Source organism: Rhizobium sp. Leaf453 (assembly GCF_001425605.1).
Lineage (GTDB): Bacteria > Pseudomonadota > Alphaproteobacteria > Rhizobiales > Rhizobiaceae > Pararhizobium.
The window spans coordinates 151,472-172,244 of record NZ_LMRG01000027.1 but is presented as its reverse complement, the minus strand read 5'-3'; the positions used below and the strand labels follow the sequence as shown (position 1 = coordinate 172,244).

The following is a 20,773-nucleotide window of genomic DNA, read 5'->3' as shown; positions in this document are numbered from 1 at the left end:
GATTTCGATAGCGAAATGTTTGAGAAAATTGCCAAAGTCAAAGATCTCTCATAAATTATACGCCGATATCGTAATTTATAAATTTGGATAAGACATGAAGCGGCGTGTGGCCATCAGCATATTGGGAACCACCCTCGATATGGGCAAATGGGACAATCGCTGGAGCCGCTGGCGTCCCAATGTCGGGCTTTGCCAGCAATCCGGCCTGTTCATCGACCGGCTGGAACTGATCCACGATAACCATTCAACCGCGCTCGCCAACCGGATCACCGCCGACATCGCAACCGTGTCGCCGGCAACCGTCGTTCGCAGCAATGTCATAAACTTCCGGGATCCGTGGGATTTTTCCGAAGTCTACACCAACCTTCGGGATTTTTCCCGGAACTATCCCTTCGATCCCGATACGGAAGACTATCTCGTCAACATCACCACCGGCACCCATGTGGCCCAGATCTGCTGGTTCCTTCTCACCGAGGCGCGCATCATTCCCGGCCAGCTGCTGCAGCTCTCGCCGCCACGCGACCGCGAACCCGAGCAGGATTTTGCCGGAACGCACAGGATCATCGATCTCGACCTCTCCCGGTATGACGAGATCGCCAAGCGCTTCGCCTCCGAACGCGAAGACGCGACCTCGTTTCTGAAATCTGGCATTTCGACGCGCAATGCGGCCTTCAACCGGATGATCGACCAGATCGAGCGCGTGGTCATCCGCTCGGCGGCTCCAGTTCTCCTGACCGGCCCGACGGGAGCGGGAAAATCCCAGCTCGCCCGCAGGATCTACGAGCTCAAGAAAAGCCGGCGCAAGGTCAGCGGCGCATTCGTCGAGGTCAATTGCGCCACGCTGCGCGGCGACCAGGCCATGTCAACCTTGTTCGGCCATGTGAAGGGCGCCTTTACGGGTGCGGCGAGCGAGCGGTCCGGACTGCTGAAATCCGCCGACAAGGGCGTGCTGTTCCTGGACGAGATCGGCGAACTCGGTCTCGACGAACAGGCCATGTGTCTGCGCGCGATTGAGGAGAAGCGATTCCTTCCCGTCGGCGCCGACCGGGAATCCTCCGCCGATTTTCAGCTGCTGGCCGGCACCAACCGCGACCTCGGTGAAGACGTCCGCAAGGGAAAGTTCCGCGAGGACCTTTTTGCGCGCCTCAATCTCTGGACCTTCCAGCTGCCGCCGCTGCGTGACCGCAAGGAGGATATCGAACCCAATCTCGACTTCGAGCTCAGGCGCTACCTGGAACGCGAGGGCGAAAACATCACCTTCAACAAGGAAGCCCGCGAGCGCTACCTTGCCTTCGCAACCGGCCCGCAGGGACTATGGAACGCCAACTTCCGCGATCTCTCCGCCAGCGTCACCCGCATGGCGACGCTGGCACCGCACGGGCGCATCACGACGGATGTTGTCGATGACGAAGTCAATCGACTGAACCACTTCTGGCGCTCGTCAGCCGGCGAGGAAACGCGTGACACCATACTCGAAGATATTCTCGGCACTGAAATCGCGGCTCATCTGGACCGGTTCGACGCAGTCCAACTCGCCGCGGTTCTCCATACATGCTGCGAAAACACATCAATCAGCGCCGCCGGCCGCGCCCTGTTCGCCCATTCACGACTGGAAAAGAAAAGCAGCAACGACGCCGACCGCCTGACAAAATACCTGGCCCGCTTCGACCTCAAGTTCGACGATGTCAGGAAACGGGATTAGGGCGCCGCAGATAAGAACGCGGTTTCGCACTGACGGTGATTGTCGCGCGCTCAGCGAGGGCGCTATTCGCGGAATGGCGGAGCCGGAACCTTAGAAACGCACTGAAAGTCAAAGGGGGTGATGGCGGAGAGGGTGGGATTCGAACCCACGATACGGTTGCCCGTATGCCGCATTTCGAGTGCGGTGCTTTCGACCTCTCAGCCACCTCTCCGGGTCATCCTTGGTCGACGCTTGTTCAGCGCGACGCGGTTCATAGCGACAGTTGTCGGCGATGACAAGAGGGCATTGCAAGGAAAATCAAGAACGTCCGTGTGTTTCGCCTTGACAGTTTTCGTACCTTCCAGTAATTCGCGCAATCGAAGTGGTGTGGCATGTCCTCACCGCGCCGGGTTTCTATTGTGCCCGTTCACCGGCAAGGCCGAAAGACCTTGTCATCCCGACTGACCAAAAAGACGGCCTTGCCCTTTCGGTAAAGAGCCGGAACGAACATGAAAGGATAAAAAATGTTCGCAGTCATCAAGACCGGCGGTAAGCAGTACCGCGTGGCCGCCAACGATGTCGTCACGATCGAAAAGCTCGACGGCGTTGCAGGCGACAAGATCGAATTCACCGAGATCCTGATGGTCGGCGTCGGCGCCGACGCAACCATCGGTGCTCCGTTTGTCGAAGGTGCCGTTGTCAGCGCCGAAGTTGTGGAACAGGGCCGCGCCAAGAAGGTCATCGCCTTCAAGAAGCGTCGCCGCCAGAACTCGAAGCGCACCCGCGGTCATCGCCAGCATCAGACGACTGTCCGTATTCTGGACATCGCTGCTGCTGCAGGCAAGGCGAAGAAGGCTTCCAAGAAGTCCGACGACGCTGCCGCTGAAGCCGCAAACTGAGACAACGGATCTGAAGGTTTAAAGGAGAACACCCATGGCACACAAAAAAGCTGGCGGTTCCTCGCGTAACGGTCGCGATTCCAACTCCAAGCGCCTCGGCGTGAAGAAGTTCGGCGGCGAAGTCGTCGTCGCAGGCAACATTATCGTGCGTCAGCGCGGTACGCAGTGGCATCCGGGCGCCAATGTCGGCCTCGGCAAGGACCACACCATTTTTGCACTTACGGCCGGCAATGTTGACTACCGTACGAAGGCCAATGGCCGCGTGTACGTGTCTGTAATGCCGAAAGCCGAAGCAGCGGAATAAGCCGGTAGCGCTCTAAAACAGCCGGCGTCTCATCGACCCGGCTGACCGCATCTGGTTTTCGCCAAAGATCAAAAGGGGAGATGGGGCAATACCCAACTCCCCTTTTTCGTGTCTTTGGAGGACTTGAGATGCAAACCGAATTGTTGAGGGAAGACCAATCCCGGTCTTCGCAGGCGCCGGCGCCTGATTCCAGGCCAAGGCCTGAACGGTCAAGGACCGATTGCCCGATATTGTTATCGCCCCGGCTCGTTTTGCGCGCGCCCCATGAAGACGATATCGACGCCCTTGCCCATCTTGCCAACAACGCCAATATCGCCACCATGGTTTCGCGCATGCCGCACCCCTACACGGTGGCCGACGCCGCGGACTTCGTACGCCGTACGAAAACGGGCGCGATTGGCAAGTGCGTCTATGCGATTACCAAAGCGGATAATGGCGCATTTCTCGGTTGCTGCGGTATCGAGCCGCATCCCGATGGCAGGACGGCGGAGCTCGGCTACTGGCTGGGCGAACCGCACTGGAACAAGGGTTACGCGACGGAAGCCGCACAGGCGCTGACCGACATGGCTTTCCGGACCCGCGACATCGACCAGATCGATGCGCGCTGCCGGGTCATGAACGTCGCCTCGCGGCGGGTCATCCAGAAGTGCGGCTACCAGTTCCAGGGTTCCGGCATGGTCGACAGCCTGGCACTTGGCGGCATGATGTCGGTCGAATGGTATCGGCTCGACCGCAAGACCTGGATCTCGTTGCGCAGCTGGGGAGGCATGAGATGACCGCTCACCTCCGCGAACGGCCCAAGGCCGCTGCCCGTCCCGATCCCGGCCCCTGCCCGACGATCGAAACCGCACGTCTCGTCCTGCGTCCGCACCGGCTGTCCGATGCGGATGCGGTGGCGCAGTCGCTCAGCGATTACCAGGTCTCGCGCATGCTGGCGCGGGTCCCGGTTCCCTATCACCGGGCCGATGCGCTCGATTGGCTGATCAAGCAGGGTTCCGGCCTGTTTGCCGGCTGGACACTGGCGATCACCACCGGCGACGATGTCCATATCGGCTGCATCGGCATCGAGCTTCGTCATGGCCAATGGGATATCGGCTACTGGCTGAACCGGTTCTACTGGAACCGGGGCTATGCCAGCGAAGCGGTCCATGCGGCCATCGAGCGCTTCTTCCGGCGCATGCCCGGCACCACCCTGCATTCCGGCGTCTTCGCCGACAATGCAGGCTCGCTGAAGCTGCAGAAGAAGCTCGGTTTCGAGATCACCGGCTGCGCCCAGATCTATGCGCTGGCACGCAACGGGATGGTCAGCCATATCGAAACCCGGATCACGGAACCGATGCTGCGCAAGGCATGACAGGATCGAGGCCCGCGGTATGACCGCGGGCCTTTTCATTTCAAGACAATGACTTTTTGGTCCGGCGCACACACCCTCTGTTTGGAAGGGTGAAAATCGTCACCGCGCCGGTATTGATAGATGCCGTGGTCGGGGCAGCGGAACCCGATGCGACAAAGCAATTTTCAAACGAAACCCGGCATCGCCGGCGAAATACTGACAATCCATTTTGACAGGCCATTTTTACAGGGAGGCGCTCGTGATCATCAATGGTACGGACAATCCTGACAACCTTGAGCCCGACAAGGCGGATACCGACGACCGGATCAATGGTTTCGACGGCAATGACATCATCACCGGGCGCGGCGGCCTCGATATCCTTGATGGCGGCGCCGGCGACGACAAGATTTATGGCGGGGCGGAATATGGCCATACGTCCAAAAGGGTGCAGATCTTCGGCGATGAGGGCAACGATCTTCTCTATGGTGGCGCTGCCGGAGACCTTATCCGCGGCGGGGATGACAACGACCGCATCTTTGGCAATCAGGGTGAAGACTCCATTTCGGGAGACGGTGGCAATGATTTCATCGATGCCGGCGTTGGCGACGATGACATCGATGCCGGCTCAGGCGCGAACCTCGTCTTCGGGTTCGAGGGCGACGACAAGATCGAGGCAGGATCGGGATCCGATAAACTGTATGGTGGCGTCGGCGCGGATACGATCCGGGGCGGTGGCGGCAGCGACCTTCTGGTCGCCTATCGCCTGATCGACAACCGTACGCAGGGTTGGAAGAACCCGAAGGATGTCACCACGGAATCGGACTATGCCATGCAGTTCGCCAAGGGCGACACCTATCGTGACAAGCTTTATGGCGACGCCGGCAATGATGCGCTCTTCGGTGCGGCCGGCGACCAGCTTTATGGCGGGGCGGACCAGGACACGCTGACGTTCGATTTCGTCGATACCAGCTTTCTGACAGGCTCGGTCGTGGATGGCGGCAGCGGCATCGATTCGGCAGCGATCACTTTCTCCCTCCTGAAGATCGACATCACCACCACCGCCCGCAACGACGGCTCCGTCCGCTTTGCCGAACTTGGCCTGACCGTCAGCAATATCGAAACCCTGCAGATCAGTTCCGGTAGCGGCAATGACAGGCTGTACGGCACCAACCTTGGCGCCGACGTGATTTCCGGCGGAGCGGGCGCGGACCGCATCTACGGTCTGGCAGGCGGCGATATCCTTTTTGGTGGGCTTGGCAATGATAGTATCGAAGGCGGCAGTGGCAATGACAGGATTGTCGGCGGACTTGGCGACGATTTTCTGCTGGGCGGCACCGGCAATGACGACATAACCGGCGATGACGGCGTCGGATTTCCCGGTGGCGGCAAAGATTACATCGAGGGTGGCGACAGCGATGACAAGATCGCCGGCGGCTTCGGCGACGACAAGATTTTGGGCGGCAAGGGCAACGATACGCTTCGCGGCGGGCTAGCGGTCGGCAGCAGAAAGCTTGACGGCAACGATTATCTCGACGGCGGCGACGGCAATGACATGTTGCTCGGCGATGACGACTATATTTCGGAAAAAGGCGGCGACGACACGTTGATCGGCGGGGCCGGCAATGATGAAATCTACGGTCGTGGCGGCGACGACTTCATTGAGGGCGGACTGGGGAACGACGTCATCTACGGCTCATACGGCAACGACACGGCGACCTACGCCCATGCCAAGGGCTCGGTTGTCATTAATCTGCTGAAGGAAAAGGCGACCGGCGCCGATGGCACGGATGTTGTCAAAGGCATCAACAGCGTCATCGGCTCATCCCATGCCGATACCATCACCGGCGACAACAATCTCGGCAAATACGGCAATACGCTGAAAGCCGGCGCCGGCAATGACAAGGTCTATGGCCTTGATGGCACCGACACGCTCTATGGTGGATCAGGCTCCGATACGCTGGATGGCGGCAAGGGCGCCGATGTCCTCGTTGGTGAGAGTGGCAACGATGTTCTGACGGGCGGCCTGGACAATGACCGCTTCATTTTCGCCGGAACATTCGGCTCGGACGAAATCAGGGATTTCAAGGCCGGCAAGGGCGTTGCCGATCTCATCGAGATCAACAATGCCAAGATCGACACGTTCGCGGAACTGAAGGCGGCGGCCAGGCAGGTCGGGTCGGATGTCGTCATCGATTTCGGCCTTGCCGGCTCGATCACCATCGACAACGTCAAGATCGGCGCGCTGGTTTCCGACGACTTCTTCTTTGTATGAGATCGGCGCAGACGAATCCGCACCGATCTCAGAAAACGTCAGTCCAGTTCGAAACCGACCGGCAGATGGTCGGATCCATCAGCTGCCGTGTCGATCCACGCATCCTTCAGCCGTCCCGCAAGGCCGGCGCTGACGAAGCAATAGTCGAGATGCATGCGCTTGGCGTGATTGGCCGGGTCGATCCAGCTGTAGCTTTCCGGCGTGAGGCGCTTCAGATGCGCCAGTGCATCGACCGGATTGGCGATGCGGAGCGAACGGCCGTAAAACGCGTCCGTCGTCCCGGTCATGGCGGAATATTCCGGCGATTCCGGCACCATGTTGAAATCGCCCATCAGCACGAAGTCCTCCGGATGAGGCAGTTCTGCAAAACCGAAATCACCGCCACCGGTCATCGCCCCGCCTTCGATGCCATAGAAGACCGCGCGGTCCTTCAGATAGCAGATCTGGACAATGCGCTCGGCCGGGGAGACATGGTCGAGATGAACGGAATAAACCCGCAGCGGGCCGGACGGCGTCGAGATCAGCGCTTCGGTCGCGCCGCGCTGCAGGTTCATCGGCGAAATCGTCCGGGTGCGCGGCAGCGAAATGAGGCGGGTGGCCAAGATCGGGTAGCGCGACAGGACCATGTTGCCGAACTGGAAACGCCGCTCGACGGCACGCCCATCTTCGATCACTGAACCCGCATCGATCTCGCAGGCAGGCCAGAAGGCGGAGAAGTATTGCGGCATCAGATCGCGAAAGATCGCCACAAGATCGGCATGGCCATTGCGATGAAAGTTGCGCGTCACTTCCTGAAGCGCGATGACATCGGCGCCCTCAAGACTTGCCACGATCCGCTCCGGATCGAATTGGCCGTCGAGACCGACGCCATACTGGATATTGTAGCTCACAAACTTCACGATATTCTTTGACCTCCGGGGTAAGCGCCTATATCGATGGCGGCAAATACGGCAGGCAAATACACAAACCAGATGGCAGTGCGATGAAATTTCTCGACGAAGCAAAAGTCTTTATCCGGTCCGGCGACGGCGGTGCTGGCGCTGTGTCGTTCCGCCGCGAGAAATTCATCGAATTCGGCGGCCCGGATGGCGGCGATGGCGGCCGCGGCGGCGATGTCTGGGTCGAGGCCGTCAATGGCCTCAACACGCTTATCGATTTCCGCTTCCAGCAGCATTTCAAGGGCGGCACCGGCATTCACGGCATGGGACGCAACCGCACCGGCGCTGGCGGCGCCGATGTGACACTCAAGGTTCCCGTCGGCACCCAGATCTTCGAGGAAGACGGCGAGACGATGATCGTCGACATGATCGCCGAGGGCCAGCGGTTCCGGCTGGCCGCCGGCGGCAATGGCGGCTTCGGCAACACCCATTTCAAGTCCTCGACCAACCAGGCGCCGAACTGGGCCAATCCCGGCCTCGAAGGTGAGGAAAAAACCATCTGGCTGCGGCTGAAGCTGATCGCCGATGCCGGGCTGGTCGGGCTGCCAAATGCCGGCAAGTCCACGTTCCTCGCCACCGTCACCCGCGCGCGTCCGAAGATCGCCAACTACCCGTTCACGACGCTGCACCCGAACCTCGGCGTGGCGACGATCGATGGCCGCGAATTCATCCTTGCTGATATTCCCGGCCTGATCGAGGGCGCCCATGACGGTGTCGGCCTCGGCGACCGCTTCCTCGGACATGTCGAGCGCACCCGCGTGCTGCTCCATCTGGTCTCGGCGCAGGAAGAGAATGTCGCCAAGGCCTACAAGACGGTGAAGCACGAACTCGAGGCCTATGGCGGCGAACTGACGGACAAGCCGGAGATCGTTGCCCTCTCGCAGATCGATGTGCTGGATCCGACGGAGTTGAAAAAGAAGCAGAAGGCCTTGGCCAAGGCCTGTGGTCAGACACCGATGCTGCTCTCGGCCGCCATTGGCAGCGGCATGACCGAAACACTCCGGGCGCTGCGTGACATCATCGTCGCCGCCCAGACCGATACCGGCGAAGAAGAAGACTGACATGGCCGCGACCCGCAAACCGCTGGAAAAGTACCGCCGGATTGTGATCAAGATCGGCTCGGCGCTTCTGGTCGATCGCAAGACCGGGCTGAAGAAGCAGTGGCTGAACGCCATGTGCGCCGATATCGCCGCCTTGCGGGCAAAGGGTGTGGACGTTCTCGTCGTTTCCTCCGGCGCCATCGCACTCGGCCGGTCCGTGCTCGACCTTCCGTCGGGAGCCCTGAAGCTCGAGGAAAGCCAGGCGGCTGCGGCCGTCGGCCAGATCGCACTGGCCCGCGCCTGGTCGGAAAGCCTGTCCACCGACGAGATCGTCGCAGGCCAGATTCTGCTGACGCTCGGCGATACCGAAGAGCGCCGCCGCTATCTCAATGCTCGTGCGACGATCAACCAGCTCTTGAAGATGGGTGCGGTGCCGATCATCAACGAGAACGATACCGTTGCCACCAGTGAAATCCGCTATGGCGACAATGACCGGCTGGCCGCCCGCGTCGCCACCATGACAGGCGCAGACCTGCTGGTGCTTTTGTCGGATATCGACGGGCTCTACACGGCACCGCCACATCTCGATCCCGATGCGCGCTTCCTCGAAACCATCCTGGAAATCACGCCGCAGATCGAGGCGATGGCCGGTGGCGCCGCGTCCGAACTGTCGCGCGGCGGAATGCGCACCAAGATCGATGCCGGCAAGATCGCCACCGGTTCCGGCTGCGCCATGATCATTGCATCCGGAAAGGTCGATCATCCGCTTTCCGCCATTGGCGAAGGTGCACGATCCTCCTGGTTTGCCCCGTCCGGCTCGCCGGTCACAGCACGCAAAACCTGGATTGCCGGACAATTGCTGCCGGCCGGCAGCCTTGCCATCGACGCGGGCGCTGAGAATGCACTTCGTTCCGGAAAAAGCCTGCTGCCCGCCGGGGTGCGAGAGGTCACCGGCTCGTTCAGCCGCGGCGACACGATTGCCATCATCGGCGCCGAGGGCCGCGAGATCGCCCGCGGGCTCGCCGGTTACGATGCCGATGAGGCCCGGCAGATCGCCGGAAAGAAATCGGCGGAAATTGCCGTCATTCTCGGTTATGCCGGGCGCGCCGCCATGGTCCATCGCGACGACATGGTGATGACGTCGCTGCCCAGGCGGGAGACGGATGCGGTGAGGAGCGACGCGCATGCTTGACGACGTGAGAAAGAAAGAGATCCAGGAGATCATGGCCGTGATCGGCCGTCAGGCCCGCGCCGCCAGCCGACCGCTTGCCACAGCATCGGCCGAGCGCAAGCACGCCGCCCTCGTCAGCATGGCCGCCGCGATCGTCGCTCGCAAGGACGACATCCTCGCCGCCAATGCGCTCGATCTGGAAAATGCCCGCGAAACCGGTGTCGCCGCCTCCTTTCTCGATCGCCTGACCCTGTCGGAAACCCGTGTGCTGGATATGGCCAATGCCATCCGCGCCATTGCCGATCTGCCCGATCCCGTCGGCCACGTCATCGCCGAATGGGACCGCCCGAACGGCCTGCATATCGAGCGCGTCCGCACGCCGCTTGGCGTCATCGGCGTTATCTATGAAAGCCGCCCGAATGTGACGGCGGATGCCGGCGCGCTATGCCTCAAGGCCGGCAATGCCGTCATCCTGCGCGGCGGCTCCGATAGCCTGCATTCATCTCAGGCTATCCATGCCTGCCTGGTGCAGGGATTGAAGGATGCCGGGCTTCCAGAGCATGCGATCCAGATGGTGCCCGTCGCCGATCGCTCTGCCGTCGGCGCCATGCTGACCGGCCTGGGGGGATCGATCGACGTCATCGTGCCGCGCGGCGGCAAGAGCCTCGTTGCTCGCGTCCAGAACGAGGCCCGCGTGCCCGTCTTCGCCCATCTCGAAGGCCTCTGCCACGTCTATGTCGATGCGTCGGCCGATCTCGACATGGCTAAAAAGGTGGTTGTCAACGCCAAGATGCGCCGCACCGGCGTCTGTGGTTCGGCCGAGACCCTGCTGATCGACCGCGCTGCTGCTGACAAATTTGTGGCACCGCTGGTTGCCGTCCTGCGTGATGCCGGCTGCGAAGTCCGCGCCAGCGAGGATATCCGCGCCATCGTTCCCGGCCTGATTGCCGCAACGGAGGAAGACTGGGCGACGGAATATCTCGACGCGATCATTTCTGTGACTCTGGTCGATGGAGTCGAGGGTGCGATCGATCACATCGCCACATGGTCCTCGTCGCACACGGAAGCCGTCATTGCCGAAGACCCCGCTGTGGTCGAGCGCTTCTTCAGTGAAGTCGATTCGGCCATTCTGCTGCACAATGCCTCGACCCAGTTCGCCGATGGTGGCGAGTTCGGCATGGGCGGCGAGATCGGCATCGCAACGGGCAAGATGCATGCGCGTGGCCCCGTCGGCGTCGAACAATTGACCTCCTTCAAATACAGGGTGCGCGGCACCGGTCAGGTCCGGCCATAAGGTGCATCCGGGCGACGTCGATCCCTTCTATCTGAAGATGCCGCATGTCGAGAGCGGCATGACGGTTGGCCTGTTCGGCGGGTCGTTCAACCCGCCGCATGACGGCCACGTGCTGGTCGCCGATATCGCCTTGCGCAGGCTGGGCCTCGACCAGCTTTGGTGGATGGTCACACCCGGTAATCCCCTGAAAAGCCGCCGCCAGCTTGCCCCCCTTGCCGAACGCATTGCGCTCAGCGAGGCCATCGCCGAGGACCCCCGCATCAAGGTGACGGCATTCGAACAGTCGCTCGGCCAGAGCTACACGGCCCGCACGCTGGAGAAAATCCGCGAGCGCAACCGCGATATCCGCTTCGTCTGGATCATGGGCGCCGACAACCTGAAGAACTTCCATCAGTGGCAGGACTGGCAGAAGATCGCGCGTACATTTCCCATCGCCGTCATCGATCGTCCCGGCGATACGCTCGCCTATCTCTCGTCGAAAATGGCGAAAACATTCGATTATGCGCGTATCGATGAAGACCGCGCCGCAGCGCTCGCCTTCCGCAATGCCCCGGCCTGGACGTTTATCCACGGCCCCCGTTCGCCGCTCAGCTCGACGGCTTTGCGCCAGAAACTTAAACAGTGATTAACCGTCATTTATTTCTGATGTCTTGAAACGTTAAGGCATTGAGGACTACATTTAGGGCATCGGTTCGTCCGACATACGAATCGTGCAGTGCCTGTCGTCATTTGGAAAGGAAAAACCCTGACAACAGTACAAGCCAAGGGAAATGTCACACGCATCTTCCCTAAAAGCCCGGAACGCAGCGACGAAGCCGCTGCCCGTGCTCTTCAACTGGTCCTTGGCAGTCTCGAGGACTCGAAGGCAGAAGATATTGTCACCATCAACATCGCCGGCAAGTCAGCTCTGGGAGACTACATGGTCGTCGTCTCCGGACGGTCGAGCAGGCATGTCATGGCGATCGCCGATCACCTGATCACCGACCTCAAGGAAGGCGGCCAGGGCAATGCACGCGTCGAAGGTCTCGATACCGGCGACTGGGTGCTGATCGACAGTGGCGACATCATTGTCCACGTGTTCCGCCCGGAAATCCGCGAGTTCTACAACATCGAGAAGATGTGGGCCGCGCCGGATATGGAAGACGGCACATTGCACTGAGCGTCGCGCGTCTTCGGACGCCGGACGGGCGCTGATGGAATGGGTGGAACCTGCACCACGCAGGCGACATGAGCCGATTGTGCGCCTGAAGCCAGGCCGAAATGTCCGGGATCGACGATTTTCCCGGAAGTCCATCCCTGTGTGTTGCGGCTTTCCCGGCGGACCGGACGACAAAAATACGCTATTGCTTCCCCGAAGAAGCGAAAACGGGGTTGTTGAACATGCGGGTTGGTCTGTTTGCCGTCGGGCGCCTGAAAGCGGGGCCGGAGAAAGACCTCGCAGCCCGTTATCTCGACCGCTTCGCCAAGACCGGACCGGCCATCGGCCTCGAATTCTCACGCGTCGTCGAGGTCAACGAAAGCCGCGCCTCCAGTGCCGATACCCGCAAGCGTGAAGAGGCGGTTCTGCTCGAAAAGTCCCTGCCCGATTCCAGCCTGCTCATCCTGCTCGACGAACGCGGCAAGGCGCTGGATTCCGAAGGCTTTGCCACCCTCGTCGGTAACTTCCGCGACAGCGGCAAGCGCGACCTGATGGTAGCGATCGGCGGCGCCGACGGGCTCGATCCCGCGCTTCATGCCAAGGCCGACGCCGTCATCTGCCTGGGCAAGATGACCTGGCCGCACCAGTTGGTGCGCATCCTCATCGCCGAACAACTCTACCGCGCCGTCACCATCCTGTCCGGACATCCATATCACCGGGTTTAAGCATTCGGACGCAAGGCCTTGAGTAGCTATTTCTAGGGATGCCCCATCCGCGTAATCAGCCGTTAATCGTCCAGTCCTATCGTTTCCGACGTCACGCGTCCGGTTGCGACATCGCTTGAGCGGCGCGGACCGAAAGGACGGCAACATCTTGAAAAGCCTGCGGGAATGGATGGTCATGTGTCAAACGGCCGGCCGACAGGGGCGGCGCGGCTTTTTCAGGGCTCTTGTGCTGCTCTCGATCCTCATCGGCTTCACGACACTGTTTGCGACCCTCCTGATCGACCAACGCCAGCAGGCGTGGAAGCAGGCCGGCATCGGTGCGCGCAATCTCGACGCCTCCGTTCGCCGCGACATCCTGATGTCCTTCCACAATGCCGACCAGGCGCTGCTCTCGGTCCGCCAGATGCTACGCCACAATCCCGATTTCCGCTTCGACCAGCAGACCCGTAAGGCGCTGCTCGGCGGATCGGCCACGCAGGCCGCCCTGGGTGAAATCTACATTCTCGACGCGCGCGGCAATCTGGTGCTGAGTTCGCAGACCAATCTGCGGACCCGCACGAACTTTGCCAACGAGTCCTATTTCTATACCCACGAGAGAACGACAGGCGATGCCCTGTTCACCCCGAAAACCGTGACAGTCTCGCCGCTGGGCGAGGTCGTCGTCACGCTCAGCCGGCGCCTCACGGCAAGTGATGGCAAGTTCGCGGGCGTCGCTGTCTTCTCGCTGCGCCTCGACGCATTCAAACCACTGTTCCACTCACTGGAACTCGGCGACAAGGGCGCCGTCAGCCTGTATGCGACCGATGGCACGCTCCTGTTGCGCACGCCCGAAATCGAGGGCGTCGTCGGCAGGAACTATGTAACCTCGCCGATGTTCTGGCAGTTGGCAGCCGCCACCGAGCCATTTGCCGCCCTGTCGCCGATTGACCATATCGAGCGTTTGTTCAGCGCCAGCCATGTCGACGACCTGCCTCTCATCGTCGCCGTCGGCCGCTCCGTCGAGGAAATCTATGCCGGCTGGAACCGATTGGCGCTGACGACCGGGCTGGCCTTTACGGTGTTGGCAGCCTGCGTCATCGGGCTGTCCCTGATGCTTGGCGCGGAATTGCGCCAGCGCCGTTCCAATGAACAGCGCTACCGCACGCTGGCCCATGTCGATGGCCTCACCGGCCTCTACAATCGCCGGCGCTTCGATATCGTGCTGGAAACGGAGTTCGCCAATGCGTTCAAGCTTGGCGCGCCCCTCTCCATCATCATGATCGATGTCGATCGCTTCAAGCTCTTCAACGATCTCTACGGCCACCAGGCCGGCGACGACTGTCTGAAGACCATCGCCCAGACAATCCAGCTTCATCTGAAACGCCCGGCCGACATGGCCGCCCGCTATGGCGGCGAGGAAATCGCCATCATTCTCCCGAACACCGATGCAAACGGTGTCGAAGCGGTCGCCGAGGAGCTTCGCGCAGCGATCGAAGAACTGGCGATCCCCCATGCCCGCAGCCATACCGGCTATGTCACGGCAAGCCTCGGCGCCGCGACCTATGTTTCGCCGGCCGATGTGCCGCCGTTGACTTCGGCCGAACTGGTCGCCGCCGCCGACCAAGCGCTCTATGGCGCCAAACGCAGCGGCCGCAACCGCGTGGTGACGCATGCCTGCGTCCAGATCGGTATTCCCGCCCCTGTCCCGGCAAATGAGACGATCCGTGCTGCTCGTGTCAAAAGCGCACTTGCCCATATGACTCCAGAGGTCAATGTCGGGCTTGATCGCGTCAGCCACATGGCGGCGCAATCCTTCGGCACAAGCATGGCCTTCGTGACCTTGGTCGATACGGCGCACCAGAGTTTTGTCGGGCGCTCGGGCCTTGCCAGCGACGAGATTCCGCGCGATCTTTCCTTTTGCGCCCATGCGCTTGCAGGACCGGATGCCCTGGTCGTGCTGGATGCGACGCGCGACGTCCGCTTTGCCGGAAATGCTCTGGTCAAGGGCGATCCGGGTATCCGCTTCTATGCCGGCACGCCGCTGATCGATGCGGAAACCGGTGCGACGCTCGGAAGCCTTTGCATCGCTGACCAGTCGCCGCGTGCGTCGTTCTCCGACGATCAGCGCGAACTCCTGCGTGGCTTCGCATCTTTGGCGCTGGAACAGATCCGCGCCGTTCTAGCGCGCGGTGAAACGCCGGTCGACCGGCAGCGGGCCTCGGCATAATCACGTTTCACTGATAAACCGCGCAAACCCTGCCATCCGGATGCCGCAATTGCGGTCAAAGGCTGTTGGCGGCACGGGCCAAATCAGCATAGGGTTTGCGCGGACAGGCGGCTGACAGCGAATGGCGGAATGATTTTGGACGCAGGCAAGCGGACGGGGAAAGCGCGACCGGCAACGGCCGGATGGCTCGGCTTCCGCGCGAGCCTGTTGTCGGCATTCCTGCTGTTCGGCACGAGCGCCCTCGCCCAGACCACGGAAACGACCGAGCGCCCCTCTGCCGGACAAACCGCCCCACAGGATGATCCCGCCGCAGCCCTTCAGCTGAAGCGCGACAGCACGCGCAGCGAGCTGGAAGCCCTTTCGAAGACGATCACGCTCTCGCAGGAACGGGCCGTCGAACTGCAGGCCAGCATCGACGATCTCGAAAAAACCAGCGAATCACTGCGATCGGCGATTGTCACCTCCGCTGACAAGCGCAAGGCGCTGGAACAGGAGATTGTCGACGGCGAGGAAAAGCTGACGACCTTGCGCACCAAGGAAGATGCCGTGCACCGGTCGCTGCGCGCGCGGCGCGGTGTTCTCGCCGAGGTTCTGGCAGCGCTGCAGCGCATGGGCCGCAATCCGCCGCCCGCCCTTCTGGTCACGCCCGAGGACGCACTCGGCTCCGTGCGCAGCGCCATCCTGCTCGGCGCGGTGGTTCCCGGCATTCGCCATGAGACGGAGGACCTCGCTGCCGACCTTCTGGCACTGTCCGGCCTGCGCAAGGAAATTACGACGCAGAAACAATCTCTTGGCGACGACATGGCAGCACGGCTCGAGGAAGAGCGGCGCATGAACATGCTGATTGCCGAAAAGCAGAAGCTCAAGCAGCGCAGCGCGACCGAACTTGCATCCGAGCGCCGCAAGGCCGAGCAACTGGCAAGCCAGGCCACCAGCCTCGAAGGCCTGATCGGCTCGATCGAAGGCCAGATTGCCTCCGTTCGCGAGGCTGCGGAAGCCGCCCGGGCCGAGGAGGAAAAACGCCGGCAGATGTCGGACGCGCAACGCGAGGAAGCCCGCGAACTGGCAAAATCCGTTACGCCCGACAAAAACCGCATTGCGCCTGCATATGCCTTTTCGGACTTGCAGAAAAAGCTCGCTCTTCCGGTCGCCGGGTCGGTCCTGCGCCGGTTCGGCGATGCCGATGGCACGGGGCATTCGTTGCAGGGCATGATGCTCGAGACAAGCGCCGGGGCTTTGGTCACAGCGCCATCGGACGGCTGGATCGTCTTTGCCGGTACGTTTCGCAGTTACGGCCAGATGATCATCCTCAATCCCGGCGATGGCTATCATGTCGTCCTGTCGGGGCTGGATAGCGTCAACGTCCAGCAGGGGCAATTCGTCGTTGCCGGCGAGCCACTGGGGACCATGGGTAACAAAAGAGTGGCCAGCGCGGCCGCATTGGCGCTGGAAACAGAACGGCCGACACTTTACATTGAATTCAGGAAAGACGGAAAACCGGTTGATTCCCGACCATGGTGGACCGCAGCAGACACCGGAAAGGCACGCAATGATTCGTAGGGCTTCACTTGTTCTGGTCGGGGCACTGATGGGTGCAACCGCCATGGGCGTGGTTTATTCGTCCATCGTCCCGGCCGTCGCGGCCAATCCGTCGACATACCGCGAACTGTCGATCTTCGGCGACGTGTTCGAGCGCGTCCGCGCCCAGTATGTGACGCCACCGCAGGATGACAAGCTCATCGAGAATGCCATCAACGGCATGCTCTCCTCGCTCGATCCGCATTCCAGCTACATGAACTCCACCGATGCGGAAGACATGCGCACCCAGACCAAGGGTGAGTTCGGCGGTCTCGGCATCGAAGTGACCATGGAAGATGATCTGGTCAAGGTAACGAGCCCGATCGATGACACCCCGGCCGCCAAGGCGGGCGTTCTCGCCGGCGACTTCATTTCCAAGATCGACGGTGCCGATGTGCGCGGCCTGAAGCTCGAGGAAGCCGTCGACAAGATGCGCGGCGCCGTCGGTAAACCGATCAAACTGACCATCCTGCGCAAGGGCGCGGAAAAGCCGATCGAACTGACGATCGTTCGTGACATCATCGCCGTCCGCGCCGTCAAGTTCCGCGTCGAGGGCGATGTCGGTTACCTGCGCGTCATCTCCTTCACCGAGAAGACCTACGACGACCTGAAGAACGGTATCGAGAAGATCAAGGCCCAGGTTCCGGCCGACAAGCTGAAGGGCTATGTACTCGACCTGCGTCTGAACCCGGGCGGTCTGCTCGATCAGGCGATCAACGTCTCCGACGCCTTCCTGGAGCGTGGCGAAGTCGTCTCGACCCGCGGCCGCAATCCGGACGAGACCCGCCGATTCAACGCTACGGCCGGCGACCTGACGGACGGCAAACCGGTGATCGTGATGGTCAATGGCGGCTCGGCTTCGGCATCGGAAATCGTTGCCGGCGCCCTGCAGGACCTGAAGCGCGCCACCGTTCTCGGCACGCGTTCCTTCGGCAAGGGCTCGGTCCAGACGATCATTCCGCTCGGCGATGCCGGCGCTCTGCGCCTGACCACCGCGCTCTATTACACGCCGTCGGGCAAATCGATCCAGGGCACCGGTATCTCGCCGGATATCAAGGTCGAACAGCCGCTGCCGCCGGAACTGCTGGGCAAGGTCGAAACGACGAGCGAATCCAGCCTGCGCGGCCATATCAAAGGCCAGAACGAAAGCGAGGAAGGCTCCGGCTCGGTCGCCTACGTGCCGCCGGAAGCCAAGGACGATCTGCAGTTGAACTACGCGCTCGACCTGCTGCGCGGCAAGAAGTCCGATCCGGCTTTCCCGGCCAATCCGGAAAAGGCCGAACTGAAGCCGTAAGGCCTCGACTCGCCACCTTGGCGATCGCATGACATGATTTCGCCGCCCGGTTCCTGCCGGGCGGCGGTTTCGATTCAATCGACAGCCATTCATCGCAAACTCGATCGACAGAGGCCCTTCTTGGGAACAGATCTCAACGCTCCTCTTGGCCAGAACCGGAAGACCCCCCCATCCGGATCCAGGAGATCGGGTCTTTCCTTCGGCCGCATTCTCCTTGGTATCGGGTTCCTGTCGCTGGTTGGCGTTTCCGTTTGGGCCGCCCTCATGCCCACGGGTCTCATAACACCCCAGCCGGAACCACAAGCCGTCGCGGATGCATCGCGGACCGATGGTAAGGGAGTGGCTGACAAACCGGCCGATGACAGCAAGGCCAAGGGACAGAAGGCAAGCGGCGCCCTGTCCGGCGCCCATGTCGAAGAGACGATGAACAATGACGGCTCGATCGTCACAAAGTTCTCGCCCAAGCAGCGCGATGGCGATGGCCCGGCCATCATCAATGTCGGTCCGACAAAGGGCCAGGATCCGCGCATGGCCGCCTTTCCCAATGACGACCTGCTGGAAGACAGCCCCGAGGGCCGCCTGCCGATCGTCGGGCCGGATGGTCTGAGGCCGATGGATCAGTATGCCCGGCTCTCGTCCGGCGCACGCGGTGTCCGCATCGCCCTCGTCGTCGGTGGCCTTGGGCTGAGCCAGACGGGCACCCAGAACGCACTCGCCCAGTTGCGCCCCGAAATCACCCTTGGTTTCGCCGCAACCGGCAACAGCCTGCAGCGATGGATGCAGGAGGCGCGGCGGGGTGGGCACGAGATCGTACTGCAGGTGCCGTTCGAACCGTTCGATTATCCGGATAACAATCCCGGCCCGCATACGCTGCGCGTCGGTCTCGATACGCAGAAGAACCTGTCGGAACTGCATGCCTCAATGGCGCAGATCACCAATTATACCGGCATCATGAACTTCCTCGGTGGGCGTTTCCTGTCCGACGCCGATGCGCTGGAGCCGGTGATGCGCGATATCGGCAGGCGTGGCCTGTTGTTCCTGGACGACGGGACATCGGCGCAATCGCTGACGGGCACGCTCGCCGATACGATCGGCGTTCCCCACGGTTTTGCCGACATGGTCGTCGATGGTGAACTGGACCGGAACGCCATCCTCAAGAAGCTTGATGAGCTGGAACGCATCGCCCGGCGCAACGGCAGCGCCATCGGCGTCGCCTCCGCCTTCGACGAAAGCGTCTCGGCGATTGCCCAATGGGTGGACGAGGCGGATTCGCGCGGTATCGAGTTTGTCGGCGTGTCGGCGCTCGTCAAGGATCCGCAACAACCATAGCGTAAAACCGGCAAGGTGAGGCCGATATGGCCGTCCATTGCGCCGGATGAAGTGAGCAGGGGAACGCATGAGCAAGGACAAATCGAAACCCGTGAAGGCCGATGACCTTCCCTATCGCCCCTGCGTCGGTATCATGGTGCTGAACCGTGACGGTCTGGTCTGGGCCGGGCGGCGCATCGCCATCGGCAATTCCGAATATGACGGCTCTCCGCAACTCTGGCAAATGCCGCAGGGCGGCATCGACAGGGGTGAGGACCCCGAAAAAGCCGCCTATCGTGAACTTTACGAAGAGACGGGCATGAAGACTGTCTCGCTGCTTGCCGAAGCGCCCGGCTGGATCAACTACGACCTGCCCGCCCACCTGATCGGCATCGGCCTCAAGGGCAAGTATCGCGGCCAGACGCAACGCTGGTTTGCCTTCCGTTTCGAAGGCGACGAATCCGAGATCGCCATCAACCCACCGCCCGGCGGCCACGAGCCGGAATTCGACGAATGGGCCTGGAAGCCGATGGATGAACTGCCAGGCCTGATCGTCAGCTTCAAGCGCGATGTCTACGAAAAGGTGGTCGCGACCTTCAAGCATCTGGAAGGGTAGGGCGCCTCCGCAAGTTGGAGACAACCAATCATCGCCGGCTAATCAGGCGTTGAAATATTGCGGCTGGTCGATATCGGCGAGCAGCCCAGGCTGCGTCGGCTCCCAGCCCAACTCTTTCCGCGTTTTCACGCTGGACGCCCGGTTGTCGATCGCAGCGAAATGCGCGAACCAGCCGAAATGTACGGCCGACTCCTCCGGCGTCTTGCCGACCACCGGCACGCCCAGCCGCCGGCCGATGACCTCGGCGATCTGCCGAAACGGAATACCCTCTTCCGCCACGGCATGGTAGCGGGCACCGGGCGCTCCCTTTTCCAGCGCAAGACGATAGACCTTCGCGGCATCGAACCGATGCACCGCCGGCCAGTGGTTGAGCCCGTCGCCGGTATAGACGGACACACCCTTTTCACGCGCCATGCCAATCAGGATAGGCACGAAACCATGGTCGCCATCACCATGGGTCGACGGTGGCAGGCGGACGATGTTCACACGGACGCCATTGCCAGCGACGGACATGGCAGCCTGTTCCGAAACGCGCGGAATGGCCGAGCCTGCCGCCGGCAGGGTTTCCTCCGTTGCAAGACCGCCGCGTGTCAGCAATCCCGTGCCCGAGGTGACGATCAACGGCTTTCCCGTGCCTGCCAGTGCCGCTCCCATCGCCTCGATGGCGCGCCGGTCGGTTTCGCAGTTTTCCTTGAAGCGGGAGAAATCATGGTTGAAGCCGGTATGGATGATGCCATCGGTGGCGGTCGCGCCGCTTCTCAGGCTGTCCAGATCCTCGAGATCTCCCCGGTGCACATCGGCACCCATCTCCTTCAATGCTGCCGCTGACTTGTCCGACCGTGCCAACCCGAGCACTTCATGGCCCGACGCCTGCAATTCCCGGACGACGGCGGAGCCAACAAATCCCGTAGCACCCGTTACGAAAACACGCATCCCATTCATTCCTTCTGTGTCACCGGCCGGATACGCCCGGCCG

19 protein-coding genes and 1 tRNA gene are annotated in these 20,773 nt (G+C 61.6%); 17 read left to right on the top strand and 3 right to left on the bottom strand.

What is annotated here, in order from left to right; genetic code table 11:
• Positions 1 to 94 precede the first annotated feature (94 nt).
• Complete coding sequence (rtcR, locus tag ASG68_RS24095; RefSeq protein ID WP_062586140.1) at positions 95 to 1,702, top strand: RNA repair transcriptional activator RtcR; 1,608 nt, start codon at positions 95 to 97, stop codon at positions 1,700 to 1,702.
• Between the two features lie 121 nt (positions 1,703 to 1,823).
• Here the strand turns inward: rtcR and ASG68_RS24090 are convergent.
• Positions 1,824 to 1,913 (bottom strand) — tRNA-Ser (locus tag ASG68_RS24090).
• A gap of 292 nt (positions 1,914 to 2,205) precedes the next feature.
• Between ASG68_RS24090 and rplU the strand changes: the two genes are divergently transcribed.
• The 5 genes from rplU (at position 2,206) to ASG68_RS24065 (ending at position 6,489) form a co-directional block, all read left to right on the top strand.
• Entirely contained in the window at positions 2,206 to 2,580 is a 375-nt protein-coding gene (gene rplU / locus ASG68_RS24085; RefSeq protein ID WP_062586138.1) for a 50S ribosomal protein L21, read from the top strand.
• A 34-nt stretch (positions 2,581 to 2,614) separates the two neighbouring features.
• Complete coding sequence (gene rpmA / locus ASG68_RS24080) at positions 2,615 to 2,884, top strand: 50S ribosomal protein L27 (RefSeq protein WP_062586136.1); 270 nt, start codon at positions 2,615 to 2,617, stop codon at positions 2,882 to 2,884.
• A gap of 128 nt (positions 2,885 to 3,012) precedes the next feature.
• Complete coding sequence (locus ASG68_RS24075; protein ID WP_062586134.1) at positions 3,013 to 3,660, top strand: GNAT family N-acetyltransferase; 648 nt, start codon at positions 3,013 to 3,015, stop codon at positions 3,658 to 3,660.
• Positions 3,657 to 4,238 (top strand): GNAT family N-acetyltransferase, encoded by a 582-nt coding sequence (locus tag ASG68_RS24070; RefSeq protein WP_062586132.1) that lies wholly within the window; start codon positions 3,657 to 3,659, stop codon positions 4,236 to 4,238. Before ASG68_RS24075 ends, ASG68_RS24070 begins: the two co-directional genes overlap by 4 nt.
• Before the next feature lie 238 nt (positions 4,239 to 4,476).
• Entirely contained in the window at positions 4,477 to 6,489 is a 2,013-nt protein-coding gene (locus ASG68_RS24065) for a calcium-binding protein (RefSeq protein ID WP_062601688.1), read from the top strand.
• Positions 6,490 to 6,527: 38 nt separating this feature from the next.
• Here ASG68_RS24065 and ASG68_RS24060 read toward each other — a convergent pair whose 3' ends face one another.
• Positions 6,528 to 7,388 carry an endonuclease/exonuclease/phosphatase family protein gene (locus ASG68_RS24060; protein WP_062586127.1) on the bottom strand — a complete coding sequence of 287 codons (861 nt, stop codon included), beginning with the start codon at positions 7,386 to 7,388 and terminating at the stop codon, positions 6,528 to 6,530.
• Positions 7,389 to 7,471: 83 nt separating this feature from the next.
• Here ASG68_RS24060 and obgE point away from each other — a divergent pair, with 83 nt between their 5' ends.
• The 11 genes from obgE (at position 7,472) to ASG68_RS24005 (ending at position 19,797) form a co-directional block, all read left to right on the top strand.
• Positions 7,472 to 8,488: a GTPase ObgE gene (gene obgE / locus ASG68_RS24055; protein ID WP_062586125.1), complete on the top strand. Its 1,017-nt coding sequence runs from the start codon at positions 7,472 to 7,474 to the stop codon at positions 8,486 to 8,488.
• 1 nt (position 8,489) lies between these two features.
• A complete protein-coding gene (gene proB / locus ASG68_RS24050) occupies positions 8,490 to 9,659 on the top strand; it encodes a glutamate 5-kinase (RefSeq protein WP_062586123.1) in 1,170 nt (389 codons plus the stop codon).
• Entirely contained in the window at positions 9,652 to 10,932 is a 1,281-nt protein-coding gene (locus tag ASG68_RS24045; RefSeq protein ID WP_062586121.1) for a glutamate-5-semialdehyde dehydrogenase, read from the top strand. The genes proB and ASG68_RS24045 overlap by 8 nt, the downstream gene beginning before the upstream one ends.
• Before the next feature lie 37 nt (positions 10,933 to 10,969).
• Positions 10,970 to 11,557, top strand: a complete 588-nt coding sequence (locus ASG68_RS24040) for a nicotinate-nucleotide adenylyltransferase (protein ID WP_062586518.1) — start codon at positions 10,970 to 10,972, stop codon at positions 11,555 to 11,557.
• 90 nt (positions 11,558 to 11,647) lie between these two features.
• Positions 11,648 to 12,091 carry a ribosome silencing factor gene (gene rsfS, locus ASG68_RS24035; protein WP_062586119.1) on the top strand — a complete coding sequence of 148 codons (444 nt, stop codon included), beginning with the start codon at positions 11,648 to 11,650 and terminating at the stop codon, positions 12,089 to 12,091.
• Between the two features lie 221 nt (positions 12,092 to 12,312).
• Entirely contained in the window at positions 12,313 to 12,795 is a 483-nt protein-coding gene (gene rlmH, locus ASG68_RS24030) for a 23S rRNA (pseudouridine(1915)-N(3))-methyltransferase RlmH (protein ID WP_062586117.1), read from the top strand.
• A 175-nt stretch (positions 12,796 to 12,970) separates the two neighbouring features.
• A complete protein-coding gene (locus ASG68_RS24025) occupies positions 12,971 to 15,001 on the top strand; it encodes a diguanylate cyclase (RefSeq protein WP_162243527.1) in 2,031 nt (676 codons plus the stop codon).
• A gap of 129 nt (positions 15,002 to 15,130) precedes the next feature.
• Positions 15,131 to 16,561, top strand: a complete 1,431-nt coding sequence (locus tag ASG68_RS24020; RefSeq protein WP_082477863.1) for a murein hydrolase activator EnvC family protein — start codon at positions 15,131 to 15,133, stop codon at positions 16,559 to 16,561.
• Positions 16,551 to 17,873: a S41 family peptidase gene (locus tag ASG68_RS24015; protein ID WP_062586113.1), complete on the top strand. Its 1,323-nt coding sequence runs from the start codon at positions 16,551 to 16,553 to the stop codon at positions 17,871 to 17,873. The genes ASG68_RS24020 and ASG68_RS24015 overlap by 11 nt, the downstream gene beginning before the upstream one ends.
• Positions 17,874 to 17,993: 120 nt before the next feature.
• A complete protein-coding gene (locus ASG68_RS24010; protein ID WP_062586514.1) occupies positions 17,994 to 19,202 on the top strand; it encodes a divergent polysaccharide deacetylase family protein in 1,209 nt (402 codons plus the stop codon).
• A 67-nt stretch (positions 19,203 to 19,269) separates the two neighbouring features.
• Positions 19,270 to 19,797 (top strand): RNA pyrophosphohydrolase, encoded by a 528-nt coding sequence (locus ASG68_RS24005; protein ID WP_062586111.1) that lies wholly within the window; start codon positions 19,270 to 19,272, stop codon positions 19,795 to 19,797.
• A 42-nt stretch (positions 19,798 to 19,839) separates the two neighbouring features.
• On the opposite strand, the gene ASG68_RS24000 is transcribed toward ASG68_RS24005, so the two are convergent.
• On the bottom strand, positions 19,840 to 20,730 hold the full coding sequence (locus ASG68_RS24000) for an SDR family oxidoreductase (RefSeq protein ID WP_062586109.1): 891 nt from the start codon (positions 20,728 to 20,730) through the stop codon (positions 19,840 to 19,842).
• Between the last annotated feature and the right edge of the window lie 43 nt (positions 20,731 to 20,773).